This window comes from Chryseobacterium sp. HNCC26DJ238, assembly GCF_057180465.1.
In genome coordinates this window covers 283,085-296,008 of record NZ_JBXUGI010000001.1, presented here as the reverse complement: position 1 = coordinate 296,008, position 12,924 = coordinate 283,085, and the positions used below count along the sequence as shown (strand labels likewise).

Sequence of the window (12,924 nt, the reverse complement as noted above, 5' to 3'; positions counted from 1 at the left end):
TTTAACGATCTGTGTTCATCTGCTAAATCTACGGAACTGTAACATGAATTTTAATCCTTCTGTTTTATTTCTTACTTTTACATTCCAATTTTAAGAAAGATTTTAATGGCAAAGGCGACGAAGAAAGAGACCCCGTTAATGACGCAGTACAATACCATCAAGGCAAAGTATCCTGATGCACTTTTGCTCTTCAGGGTGGGCGATTTCTACGAAACTTTTGGACAGGATGCTGTAAGGACTTCCCAGATTTTAGGAATCGTCCTGACCAAAAGGGCTAACGGAGAGGGACATATCGAATTGGCGGGATTTCCTCATCATTCGGTAGATTCTTATATGCCAAAATTGGTGCGGGCCGGAATTCGCGTTGCCATCTGCGACCAGCTTGAAGACCCGAAAACGGTAAAAGGAATCGTAAAACGGGGAGTGACAGAATTGATCACACCGGGAGTTACTTTCAATGACCAGGTTTTAACTTCAAAAAAGAATAACTTCCTGCTTTCGCTTCACAAAGAAAAAGAAAAATACGGAATTGCCCTGGTTGATGTTTCCACAGGAGAATTTCTGGTAAGTGAAGGGAATTTAGATAAAATCCTGCACATAATCAATACCTTTGACCCGAGTGAAATCATTTACCAGAGAAGCGTGCAGATTCCGGATCAGCTGAAAAACAGAAATGTATTTAAACTGGAAGACTGGGCATACCAGTACAATTTTGCTTACGAAAAGCTGACCGGTCAGTTTAAGACCAATTCATTAAAAGGTTTTGGAGTTGAAGGCCTGCCAATGGCTATCACTGCTGCAGGAGCAATATTTGCGTACCTGGTTGAAGATACCCATCACAAACTATTGGCGCACATCACCAAAATTCAGATCATTCCGCAGGAAGATTATCTGATGATGGATCACTTCACACTCAGAAATCTTGAAATCGTTTATCCAAGCAATCCGAAAGGGAAATCACTGCTGGACATTATTGATAAGACCTCTACTCCTATGGGAGGAAGATTGTTAAGGAGAAGAATTATCCTTCCTTTAAAATCTGTTGAAGAAATCGGAAGAAGGCTTTCGTTAATTGATTTTCTTAACGAAAATGATCAGCTGAAATATGAAATTTCCCAGCTGCTGAGAGCGATTTCAGATCTTGACAGGTTAATGGGAAAGCTGGCAGCAGAAAAAATTTCACCAAAAGAACTGGGGTATCTTCGTCAGAGTCTGATTAACATTCATAAAATTAAAGAATTGCTGCATCCCTTTGCAGATGTCCTGGCATGGCTGGAACCCTTGAATTCTTTGGAGGAACTGATCAAACTTCTGGAAGATCATTTAAATGAAGAACTTCCGGTAAATCTTGCCAAAGGAAATGTGATCAGGCAGAATATATCTGAAGAGCTTGATCATTTGAGAGGGTTGCAAAATAAAGGAAGAGGATTTCTTGATGAGATGTGCCAGCGTGAAGTAGAGCGGACAGGGATTACCAGTCTTAAAATTGATTTTAATAATGTCTTCGGATACTTTATAGAAGTAAGAAATACTCATAAAGATAAAGTTCCGGCTGATTGGATCAGGAAGCAGACACTCGTGAATGCGGAAAGGTATATCACCGAAGAACTGAAAGAATATGAAAGTCAGATCCTGGGTGCTGAAGAAAAAATCAGTGTCCTTGAAAATCAGCTGTACCGTAAAGTCTGTTCCGATACGATGATCTATATGGACAGGATTCAGGAAAATTCCAATATCATTGCACAGCTTGATGTTGCGGTTGGCCTGTCTGAACTGGCTGTATCTGAAAGTTACACAAAGCCTGTTCTGAATGAAGGTTTTTTAATTGACTTAAAAGAGGCCCGGCATCCGATTATTGAAAATGCACTTCCGTTAGGAGAAAAATACATTCCGAATGATATCTTTTTAGATAAAGATTCTCAACAGATCATTATGGTTACCGGCCCCAACATGGCAGGTAAATCAGCCATTCTGCGTCAGACAGCTATTGTCTGCCTGATGGCGCAGATCGGCAGTTTTGTTCCTGCAAAGTATGCTGAAATCGGAGTTTTAGATAAGATTTTCACAAGAGTCGGAGCTTCCGATAATATTTCTGCCGGAGAATCTACTTTTATGGTAGAGATGAACGAGGCTGCCTATATTTTAAATAACATTTCAGACCGGAGTCTGATTCTGTTGGATGAAATCGGCCGTGGGACTTCCACTTACGATGGTGTTTCCATAGCTTGGGCTATTGCTGAATATCTTCATCAGCATCCGACACAGGCAAAAACTTTATTTGCAACACATTATCATGAGCTCAATGAAATGACCGTAAATTTTGACAGGGTGAAAAACTTCCATGTTTCTATCCAGGAGAATAAAGGCAATATCATTTTCCTGCGGAAATTGATTCCGGGAGGAAGTGAACACAGTTTTGGTATTCATGTTGCAAAATTGGCAGGAATGCCTTCAAAAGTTGTCAACAGAGCCAATGAGATCTTAAAAACGCTTGAAGCCAGCCGCTCTCAGGGCGATTCTTCCGAAAGCATCAAAAGGGTTACGGAAGAAAATATGCAGCTCTCTTTCTTTCAGCTGGACGATCCTGTTTTAGAAAATATCAGAGAAGAACTGACGAAAATCGATATCAATACATTGACACCGATTGAGGCTCTGATGAAGCTGAATTCGATTAAGAAGATGATTGGAAAATAAAATTTAAGCGTTTTTACTTAATACTTCCTTGCAGCTAAAGGAAATGTATACAGATAACGCACAGGCTTACCATCCTTCATTGCAGGCTTCCAGCGGGTATAAATCCTTTTAATCCCCAGTTCCGCAGCTTCTACATGTTTCTTATCGCTTCCTATTGCGGCAACATTCCGTACATAGCCGTCTCTTTCAACAACAAAATAAATGCGGGTATCAAGCTTCTGGTTCTGTTTCAGATTGACCGTAGGCATCCCTTCAAAATACTTCTGTTTGAAAACACTGAATCCGCCGGGAAATTCCGGAGCAGTATCTGCTGTAGTAACAACATCTTTTAAATTAATTTTTTTCTTGACCAATTCGCTGTAATTGGGAATTTCAGAGATATTGTTTTCGATAGTATTTTTATTGGGTGCTTCCTGTGCAGAAAGGGACGTGGAAAAAAATAATCCGATTAAAAAAACAGCTGTTCTCATTAGATTTAAATTTAGATCATTCAGATTGTTACAAATATTATTAAAAAAAATTAACTGTAAAGTCCAACAAACATGATACCAATTCAACTGGTGAGCGTATTGCTAAATTAATTAACTTCAGTTCGGGATAAGGCTCTATAAAACGCAAAGCTAAACAAAAATAGTAATTAGGTGATTTTTTAAGATTTAGGATAGACAAAGGCGTGAAACTTATCAAAGTAATACAAAATTCTTGTATTGCTTTGATAAACGAAGTGGCATTGTTTAACTTAAAAGCGTTTTAAAAAGTAGAATTTCTTTGTTTTTCTTTGCGATAAAATAGCATTGTTTTGAAAATCAATTATTAAAGATTGTTTATCCCGAGCTCAGGTTAGTTAACAATAATCATTACCTCTACAAATTCTGGTTTTTATTTAAAGCCTTGCGGTGGATCGGGTAGCAGAAGCCATTTAGCTGAAAGGAGAAACAGCGTCAAAACAGAAATTGCCAAAAATCCGAAAAGTATTCGTAAAAAATGGGTTTTCAGTTCGCCGTCAGCCTGATTTATTTTTAATTTTGTCATGGTGATAAAACCGACATAATACATAAATGCCAATACAGCAGGAAGAAGAATAATCAGCATAATAATTAGTTTAATTGAAAAAGGTAAAATACAAGATGATAAAATTTAAGTTTAGCCTGAAATATCTTTTTTTAACCCTGCTGATTTTTCTGGTTGAGGTTTTAATTGCCACGGTTTTGAAAGACCAGTTCTTTATCAGGGCTTATCTGGGAGACGTAATCGTGGTTATGCTTCTATATACATTGGTTAAGAGCTTTTTTTTCATCATCAACAACACAAAACTGATTTCCGGAATTTTTATATTTTCCTGTCTGATTGAGTTTGCCCAATTTTTTAAAATTGCAGATAAATTAGGATTTCCTGAAGGAAGCCTGATGTATATCATAGTCGGAAATTCTTTCTCGTGGATTGATATTGTATGTTACGGAGCAGGATGTTTGCTTTTATATCTTTTTGTTCAGATCAATGCTCATCAAAAAGAATCTGCGAAATCAACTAATCTTTAACAAAACTACCTTCCAAAAGAGTCATATTTATCTTCAGCATATTTGATAAAACGGTTCAGCAAAGCCACGTTTTCTTTCTCTATCGGTGAAAGTTCGCTGTCTACATTACCGGAGACAGGGATATACCAGTCTGTCTGTTCAAAGAAGTTCCTGTAGGTCTGTTTTTTGAAGGCATATCCGTGTCTTGCAAAAACAGAATTTTTGATGATCTCCATATCCAGTTTCCTCAGGTTTTTTAATTCTTTCTCTGTCAGTTTCTGTTTTGAAGCATTAATTTTAAAGACTGCATCGGAAGCTATCCTGTTTTTTGAAGCAGTAAACGTTTCTGTTTTACCTGTTTCTTCGTCAGTATATTTTTCTTTAAAATTCCGTGGGTTTTCCCAGTCAATCAGGTCAGAATTTTCATCGAGCATAAAATTAGGATTGTAAACGAATTCTTTTTTGATCAGTTTCAGATTTTTAGAAGAAATTTTAACTGCTGACTTTTTGAAGGCAGTCCATTTTCCGGTAATGCTGTCGCTTTTTAATCTGACTTCAAATCTTCCGTCAGTACTGTCATTTCCGGGCTCATCCAGAATGAACGATTGAGAGCTTTCATTAAAAATACCTCTGAAAGGTCTTTGAGTTCCGTTAACAATACTTTGTCCGTAAACACTGTCTTTTGTTATCTTATTTATTTTAAGAGACAGTCTTTTATAGTCGGTTCCGTCATAATATTCTCCCGTTTCATTATCGTAAACTTCACCTTTTCCGGAAAATTCTCCCGTATAAATTCCGTAATATTCTTTATAAATCTCAGGAACAGCCACAGAATCCTTTTTGGTGATCAGTGAATCCTTTGATTTTTCGGTAACCGTTCCGTCTTTTTTACAGCTTACAAAAGAAACAGCTATGAGGGATGCAAAAGTAAAATTTAAAATTTTCATAGGTTATTAAAGGTGTTTTTTTGTGATTAGATATTCGATTAAAATGATATTCGGAATCCAACCCATCCATGCGATGATCTGATAAACATCCATTGGGTTTGGGTGGAATAAATATACGATAATTACTTTCCACATTCTCAAAGTGATGGCAGAAATTGTAAGGGCAAAACTTCGCCACATCCACTGTTGATGCTCTTTGAATTTCTTTTGTCGTGCTGACTGATATGCCTTAAAAGTTGAAAACCACCACAAACAGCCCAAAATCACAAACGAAATTTTAGAAAGGATACTTCCGTTTGCAAAAACACCCATGTAAATTCCAGAAGGCGCTGCGAGAAAAAGGATAAGGAAAATATAAATTTTCCCTATGTTTTTATGAAAATTTTTCAGTCCGAAATCTTTTCTCAACAGGGCTGAAAATCCTGTTAATAAAACAAAAATGCTGGTGTAGACGTGGGTGTAGAAAAACCAGAGGTATTCTGGTCTGTCTGTAACTTCCGTCTGTTTTATCATCAGAAAGCTGGCATTGGTATCAAAAGGGATATATTCCAATGTGATTTTCAGCATCAGCCAAAAAAAATAGCCGAACCCGATGATTAAAAGGATTTTGAGCAGAGTCGGAATATTTTTTTTTGCCGAAAGCATTTTATTAATAATATTTAATTCATCAATATGGGTAATCTGAATCTATATTTGACTGGTTTGCCATTGATTTCTGCGGGGTTCCATTTAATTTTTGAAAACGAATCTTTAGTTTAAGCTGTTCAAATCCTGCGCAATCAGCCAGGCTTCACTCCAGCAAGCCTGAAAGTTAAATCCACCCGTCACGGCATCAATGTTTAAAACTTCCCCGGCAACATAAAAATTAGGTAAAATCTTTGAAGACATGTTTTTAAAATTGATTTCCTTCAGGTCAACACCTCCTGCTGTGACAAATTCATCTTTAAAAGTTGATTTTCCAGTGACCTGAAATTTCTTTTGACATAAGTTTTCTGTAATCAGCTTTATTTCCTTTCCTGAAATGTTCGCGATCTGTTTATTCAGATCTACCTTTGAAACTTCCAGAATTCTTTGCCAGAAACGATTCGTCACATCAAATATTTTCGACTGCCCCACCGTTTTTTTAGGATTGGATATTTTGAAATTCTGAAATAATTCCTCTGCATCGTCAATATCTTTCGATATAAAATTGACCTGAACCTCGAAATTGTATTTTACTTTAGCCAGATTAATTGCTTCCCAGGCTGAAATTTTCAAAATTGCAGGTCCCGACAGTCCCCAATGTGTAATGAGCAGGGGGCCGTTTTCTTCGGTTTTCAATGTAGGAATAGAACTTTCAGCCATTTCAAAACTGGTTCCGGCCAGATCTTTCAGCAAATCATCTTTAATATTAAAAGTGAAAAGAGAAGGAACCAATTCAATAATTTTATGTCCTAAATTTTCAATCATCTTTAAAGATTTTGGTGAACTTCCGGTCGTGTAGACCACATAATCTGCCGGAAAATCTCCTGTACTTGTTGAAACTAAATATTGATCACCGTTCTTAATGATTTCTTTTACGGAGCATTTGGTTTTTATTTCAACGTTCTTTTGCTGAATTTCATTCAGGAAAGCCTGAATAATTGTCTGTGAAGAATTGCTTTCCGGAAAAACCCTGTTATCATTTTCAATCTTTAACGAAATGTTTCGTTTTTCGAACCAGTCCATGGTGTCGCCTGATTGGAATTTAGTAAAAACACTGAGTAATTCCTTGTTTCCACGGGGATAAAACTGCACTAATTCTTTAGGATCGAAACATCCATGGGTGACATTACATCTTCCGCCACCTGAAACTTTTACTTTCTGAAGAACATCAGAATTCTGCTCCAGAATAGTAATCCTGTATTTTTTTTCGTCCAGATTTGCTGCACAGAAAAATCCTGCTGCGCCACCTCCGATAATGATAATTTGCTTCATAACTGTTAATCTTATGCTGAAGATTATTTTTCCAAAAGTACAATTTTTATAAACCATCTTATTTGAGTAATTTTGAGGATTGTAATTTTTGAATTTTAACCTGAAGATTATAACTGCTGAACCTGAAAAATTATGAACCCCTCGATATGTGATTTTAAATAATACATCTGCAAAAACGGATATTTTCTCTGATGCAGACTTATTTTTTTACATCTGAAATTTATTCGGACGTCTGATGGGCTTGTAATTATTAATGGCTTTTGCAGTGCAATTTTAAAACGATTTATAAAAATGATATTCTACCATAAATTTGAAGTACGCTGGAGTGATCTGGATGCCAATAAACATCTTGCCAATTCGTCTTATGTACAATACTGTGCACAGACAAGGATGGCTTTTATGAAAAAAGAAAAAATGGGGGTAACCCAGATGAGCCGTTGGGGAATCGGACCGGTAATCATGCATGAAAGATTTTCTTTCTTCAAAGAAATATTTGCGGATCAGACGGTGATTGTAAGTCTTGAGATTGACGGATGTGCGGAAGATTCTTCTATCTACCGTTTTGTACATAAATTTTATCTTCCGGACGGAGCACACTGTGCTACTTCTGAGGCAACAGGGGTGTGGATCGATACCATGCTGAGAAAAATGACAACACCGCCTGATGACGTAATCGAAGCAATGAATAAATATAAGACACCGGAGACTGTATTGATGACAAGGGATGATTTCAAAAAACTTCCTTTCCGTCCTGACAATGTAGACCCGGCAATTTTTACTAAATAAATGATAATCGATAAATGTTGATTGATTTTTTGTCATCATTTATCAATTATCAACCATCAATTATATAAGAATTTATGTTTGAAGATAAAGAACCTGAATTAACACCTATTTCGAAATTGGGTGAATTTGGACTCATAAAGCATTTAACGGAATTTTTTCCTTTATCCAATGAATCTTCGGAGCTTGGAGTAGGAGATGATGCAGCCGTTATCAATCCCGGAAACAAAAAAGTCATTCTGACTACGGATGTTTTGGCAGAGGGTGTACATTTCAATTTAGGATACGTTCCGCTGAAACATTTAGGCTATAAAGCGGTTGTCGTTAACCTGAGTGATATTGCAGCGATGAATGCGACGCCTACACAGATTTTGGTTTCCCTTGCGGTATCCAACCGTTTTCCGGTAGAAGCTCTGGAAGAATTGTATGCAGGTATTCAGGCAGCCTGTGGAAGATATAAAGTGGATCTGATTGGTGGTGATACAACGAGTTCTAACGCAGGACTGGTAATGAGTATTACAGCAGTAGGAATTGAAGATGAAGAAAATATCGTTAAAAGAAGCGGTGCACAGCCTAATGACCTGCTTGTTGTAAGCGGAGATCTGGGAGGGGCTTACATGGGGCTTCAGATTTTGGAAAGAGAACATTCTGTTTTCCTTGCTGATCCCAATATGCAGCCTGAAATGGAAGGATTTGATTATATCCTGGAGAGACAGCTGAAACCTGAGGCAAGGACTGATGTGAAAGGAATTTTAGCAGAGTTGGATATCAGACCAAGTTCAATGATTGATATTTCAGATGGTCTTGCTTCTGAGATACTGCATCTTTCAGACCAGTCCAAAGTAGGTTTCAGGCTGTATGAGGAGAAAATCCCGATGGACAACCTTACGATTACAACAGCCGATGATCTGAATCTTAACCCTGTAATGACAGCGTTGAGTGGTGGTGAAGATTACGAATTGCTCTTCACTATTTCTCCGAATGATTTTGACAAAATGAAAAACCATCCGGATTTCACCATCATCGGTCATGCCGTTGATCATGAAGAAGGTAATTTTATGGTGGCAAGAGGTTCTAACCAGTTGGTTGCTTTGACCGCCCAAGGTTGGGATGCTTTTTTAAGCAATCAACAAAATGATTAAAATTTAATTTTAAATATTGTGAAGCCATTGCATTTTTGTAATGGTTTTTTTTATCAAATAATTTTGATTGATTTTGTTTTTATATTTCACATCTTAATACATAAAAAGATTATGCGTATCATGAATAGGAATAAATAATCCGGGAAGAATAAGACCAAAATAAATGTAAGATATTAAAAAAGCCAGCGTAAAGCTGGCTTCTGTTTTTAGTCAATAGTATGTCTAAGCATTTCTTTTATAAAATACTTAAAGAAGATTTTATTCCTTGACAATATTCACAATTACTTCAAGTGCCTTCTCCATACTTTCGAGCGCGACATATTCATACGGTCCGTGGAAATTCATTCCTCCTGCAAAAATATTCGGACACGGAAGTCCCATATAGGATAGCTGAGCACCATCTGTTCCTCCACGGATTGCTTTGATTTTCGGTTCAATAGACGCTTCTTTCATAGCTTTAGCAGCAAGGTCAATGATATGCATTTTTCCTTCAAACTGCTGTTTCATGTTACGGTACTGTTCCTTGATTTCAACCTCTGCTGTTCCTTCCCCATATTTCCGGTTGAATTCTGCAACTTTCTCTTCCATGATTTTTTTTCTGGCTTCAAACTTTTCCTCATCATGGTCACGGATGATATATTGTAGTTTTGCCTCAGAAATATCTGCTGTAATATCCATTAAATGATAAAATCCGTCAAAGCCTTTAGTTGTTGCCGGAGTTTCATTTGCGGGAAGCATTTGTATAAATTCTGCTGCCAGAAGACCCGCATTGATCATTTTACCGAAAGCATATCCCGGGTGAACACTCAGTCCATGGATTTTTACAACTGCTCCTGCAGCATTAAAGTTTTCATATTCCAGTTCTCCCACTTCGCTGCCATCCATCGTGTAGGCAAACTCTGCTCCGAATTTAGCCACATCAAATTTGTGGGCTCCCCGTCCTATTTCCTCATCCGGAGTGAAACCAATGGCGACTCTTCCATGCTTGATTTCAGGGTGTGCAATCAGATACTCCGCAGCAGTGACAATTTCTGCACAGCCAGCTTTGTCATCTGCTCCCAGAAGGGTGTTTCCGTCTGTTGTAATCAAGGTCTGACCAATGTAATTTTTTAAACTTTCAAATTTTGAAGGGGATAATGTAAATTCTGTTTCTTTATTTAAAACTAAATCTTCACCCTGATAATTTTTCCAGATCTGAGGTCTTACATTCTCACCGTTAAAATCAGGAGAAGTATCGTAATGGGAAATAAATCCGATGGTCGGCTTGCTGTCATTCTCCAGATTAGAAGGTACATAGGCCATAATGTATCCGTGTTCATCAATAGACACATTTTCCAGGCCGATCGTTTTCAGTTCTTCTACGATATAATTGGCGATATCCCACTGGCGTTCTGTAGAAGGAGTAGCCTCACTTTCTGCATCACTTGTAGAATATATCTTTACGTAGCTGAGAAAACGGTTCAGTAATTTTTCTCTCCACATTTCGTTGAATTCAATTGTACTCATGAATGATAAAATTTATGACAAATATACAATGTAAATTTTTCAAATTCAGAATTTGGGAGATGTTTGTCACCCTTTTTCAACCATAAATCATGATTATGTGGTAATCGGAAAATGCAATTTCGCCAATCGGATAATTTATCCTAAATTGCATGAATTATGATGTCCAAACGTTGCAAATATGCTTTAAAGGCAATGGTCAGATTGGCAAGAAACTACAATCAGGGATTTTTGTCAACAGCTGTAATTGCACATGATGAAAATATTTCCAAAAAATTTTTAGAACAGATTCTCCTCGAACTCAAAAGAGCCAAGCTGGTCAACAGTAAGCAAGGGAGTGCCGGCGGCTACTATCTTCTGTTGTCTCCCGATGAAGTGTCACTGGCAGATATTTACCGCATTTTTGATGGCCCTATAGCTTTAACTCCCTGTATTTCACTGAATTTTTACGAATCCTGCGACGACTGCGTTGATGAGGCAACGTGCTATCTCAGAAATGAATTGATGGTGGTAAGAGAGAAAACGAGAAAAAGCATGATGGAGGCAACCCTAACTTCCTTTATTAAAAAAAGATAAAATTTTTTATTTTTATATCCTACTAATTTGGTAGGATAAATAGGATTTATATATATTTGCAGGAATAATTTCAATTAAAAATGGAAAATATCCTGAAAAAAGAATTCGATATATTAACAGAAAAGGCCTCCCCAGGTACTTATGATGATGGTTTTCTTAAAATTCTTGCCGACAGGTTTTCAGGTGAAGTTATCTTTTCAACAAGCTTCAGTTATGAAGATCAGGTAGTCACTCACCTTATAAAAAACCTGAATATTGATATTTTTACACTTGATACAGGAAGACTTTTTGAACAGACCTATGAGACCTGGACGTCATCCAGAGCATTCTTTAAAAAAACAATAAAAGCCTATTATCCGGATCCGGAATCACTGCAGCAATTTGTTTCAGAAAACGGGCCTGACTCCTTTTATCAGTCTGTGGAACAGAGAAAAGCCTGCTGTAATATCAGGAAAGTGATTCCTTTAAAAAAAGCACTTCAGGGATACAAGGTCTGGATCACGGGTTTAAGATCCGAACATTCAGCAGGAAGAAAAGAGATGCCTCAGCTGGAATGGGATCCCGATCACCAGGTCATAAAATTTCATCCGATCCTTCACTGGACCACAGAGCAGGTGACAGACTATGTCAAAACAAATCATCTTCCCTATAATCACCTTCATAAAAAAGGATTTGTGAGCATCGGCTGTGAGCCCTGTACCAGAGCGATTAAAGAAGGAGAAGATTTCAGAGCCGGCCGGTGGTGGTGGGAAGATGCCGATAAAAAAGAATGCGGTTTACACGTTCATCAATAAAATAAAATATGTCATTATATCATTTAAATTATTTAGATCAGCTGGAAGCGGAATCGATCTATATCTTAAGAGAGGTCGCAGGGCAGTTTGAGCGTCCGGCTCTGCTTTTCAGTGGAGGAAAAGACAGTATTGTACTTGCCCGCCTTGCGGCGAAAGCTTTTCCTTACGGGAAGATTCCATTCAAATTTGTTCATGTGGATACGGGTCATAATTTTCCTGAAGTTTTAGAGTTCAGGGATCATCTGACCAAAGAGCTGGATGTTGATCTGGTAGTACGAAAGGTAGAAGATACAATTAACAGCAGAAAACTGACAGAACCTAAAGGTAAATTTCCTAGCAGAAACTGGCTGCAGACCTTTACTCTTCTTGATACGATTGAAGAATTCGAATTTGATGCGTGCATTGGAGGGGCAAGGAGAGATGAAGAAAAAGCCCGCGCTAAAGAAAGAATTTTTTCGGTGAGAGATGAATTCGGACAGTGGGACCCTAAACTTCAGCGTCCTGAGTTGTGGAATATCTTCAACGGCAGAATTCATAAAGGCGAAAATGTCAGGGTTTTCCCGATCAGCAACTGGACAGAGCTGGATATATGGAATTATATCCGGAGAGAAAATATACAGTTGCCCTCTATTTACTTTTCTCACGAAAGGGAAGTAGTAGACCTTAACGGACAGTGGATTGCCAATTCTGAGCATGCTGTTCTGGAGAAAGAAGATACCGTGACCATCAAAAGAATACGTTATCGTACGGTAGGGGATATGACCTGCACAGCAGCCGTAGAATCTCAGGCAGCAACCCTGGATCAGGTGATTGAAGAAATTACAGCCACAAGAATATCAGAAAGAGGAGAAACCAGAATTGATGACCGGGTTACCGAAGCGGCTATGGAAGACCGAAAAAAAGGAGGCTACTTTTGAATGAGCAATCAGTAATGGGTAATGAGTAATGATGCAGTGTGTAAAACATCACTAGTACATAAATTAATTATTACCTGTCATTTATCAATTATCAT

At 37.7% G+C, this 12,924-nt stretch carries 13 protein-coding genes; 7 read left to right on the top strand and 6 right to left on the bottom strand.

The window, feature by feature from the left end:
- The first annotated feature begins 105 nt into the window (after window positions 1–105).
- Window positions 106–2,694 carry a DNA mismatch repair protein MutS gene (gene mutS, locus AC2A07_RS01285; RefSeq protein WP_484048860.1) on the top strand — a complete coding sequence of 863 codons (2,589 nt, stop codon included), beginning with the start codon at window positions 106–108 and terminating at the stop codon, window positions 2,692–2,694.
- Between the two features lie 17 nt (window positions 2,695–2,711).
- Here mutS and AC2A07_RS01280 read toward each other — a convergent pair whose 3' ends face one another.
- Complete coding sequence (locus tag AC2A07_RS01280) at window positions 2,712–3,164, bottom strand: energy transducer TonB (protein ID WP_484048859.1); 453 nt, start codon at window positions 3,162–3,164, stop codon at window positions 2,712–2,714.
- Window positions 3,165–3,573: 409 nt separating this feature from the next.
- Complete coding sequence (locus AC2A07_RS01275) at window positions 3,574–3,786, bottom strand: hypothetical protein (RefSeq protein WP_484048858.1); 213 nt, start codon at window positions 3,784–3,786, stop codon at window positions 3,574–3,576.
- Between the two features lie 35 nt (window positions 3,787–3,821).
- Between AC2A07_RS01275 and AC2A07_RS01270 the strand changes: the two genes are divergently transcribed.
- A complete protein-coding gene (locus AC2A07_RS01270; RefSeq protein ID WP_484048857.1) occupies window positions 3,822–4,232 on the top strand; it encodes a ribosomal maturation YjgA family protein in 411 nt (136 codons plus the stop codon).
- A 5-nt stretch (window positions 4,233–4,237) separates the two neighbouring features.
- On the opposite strand, the gene AC2A07_RS01265 is transcribed toward AC2A07_RS01270, so the two are convergent.
- The 3 genes from AC2A07_RS01265 to AC2A07_RS01255 form a co-directional block, all read right to left on the bottom strand.
- Entirely contained in the window at window positions 4,238–5,158 is a 921-nt protein-coding gene (locus tag AC2A07_RS01265) for a YARHG domain-containing protein (RefSeq protein ID WP_484048856.1), read from the bottom strand.
- Between the two features lie 6 nt (window positions 5,159–5,164).
- On the bottom strand, window positions 5,165–5,803 hold the full coding sequence (locus AC2A07_RS01260) for a DUF2306 domain-containing protein (protein WP_484048855.1): 639 nt from the start codon (window positions 5,801–5,803) through the stop codon (window positions 5,165–5,167).
- Between the two features lie 105 nt (window positions 5,804–5,908).
- On the bottom strand, window positions 5,909–7,114 hold the full coding sequence (locus AC2A07_RS01255; RefSeq protein ID WP_484048854.1) for a BaiN/RdsA family NAD(P)/FAD-dependent oxidoreductase: 1,206 nt from the start codon (window positions 7,112–7,114) through the stop codon (window positions 5,909–5,911).
- Between the two features lie 291 nt (window positions 7,115–7,405).
- On the opposite strand from AC2A07_RS01255, the gene AC2A07_RS01250 reads away from it, so the two are divergent.
- Together AC2A07_RS01250 and thiL are read left to right on the top strand one after the other, a co-directional pair.
- Window positions 7,406–7,900 (top strand): thioesterase family protein, encoded by a 495-nt coding sequence (locus AC2A07_RS01250; RefSeq protein WP_314493371.1) that lies wholly within the window; start codon window positions 7,406–7,408, stop codon window positions 7,898–7,900.
- 74 nt (window positions 7,901–7,974) lie between these two features.
- Window positions 7,975–9,039 carry a thiamine-phosphate kinase gene (thiL, locus tag AC2A07_RS01245; RefSeq protein WP_484048853.1) on the top strand — a complete coding sequence of 355 codons (1,065 nt, stop codon included), beginning with the start codon at window positions 7,975–7,977 and terminating at the stop codon, window positions 9,037–9,039.
- 258 nt (window positions 9,040–9,297) lie between these two features.
- On the opposite strand, the gene pepT is transcribed toward thiL, so the two are convergent.
- The gene (pepT, locus tag AC2A07_RS01240; protein ID WP_484048852.1) at window positions 9,298–10,545 is read right to left on the bottom strand and encodes a peptidase T; all 1,248 of its coding nucleotides are present in this window, start codon (window positions 10,543–10,545) and stop codon (window positions 9,298–9,300) included.
- A 156-nt stretch (window positions 10,546–10,701) separates the two neighbouring features.
- On the opposite strand from pepT, the gene AC2A07_RS01235 reads away from it, so the two are divergent.
- The 3 genes from AC2A07_RS01235 to cysD all read left to right on the top strand — a co-directional run bounded on the left by AC2A07_RS01235 (window position 10,702) and on the right by cysD (window position 12,829).
- Window positions 10,702–11,118 (top strand): RrF2 family transcriptional regulator, encoded by a 417-nt coding sequence (locus AC2A07_RS01235; protein ID WP_484048851.1) that lies wholly within the window; start codon window positions 10,702–10,704, stop codon window positions 11,116–11,118.
- Between the two features lie 80 nt (window positions 11,119–11,198).
- Complete coding sequence (locus AC2A07_RS01230) at window positions 11,199–11,912, top strand: phosphoadenylyl-sulfate reductase (protein ID WP_484048850.1); 714 nt, start codon at window positions 11,199–11,201, stop codon at window positions 11,910–11,912.
- An 8-nt stretch (window positions 11,913–11,920) separates the two neighbouring features.
- The gene (gene cysD / locus AC2A07_RS01225; protein WP_484048849.1) at window positions 11,921–12,829 is read left to right on the top strand and encodes a sulfate adenylyltransferase subunit CysD; all 909 of its coding nucleotides are present in this window, start codon (window positions 11,921–11,923) and stop codon (window positions 12,827–12,829) included.
- Window positions 12,830–12,924: the final 95 nt, after the last annotated feature.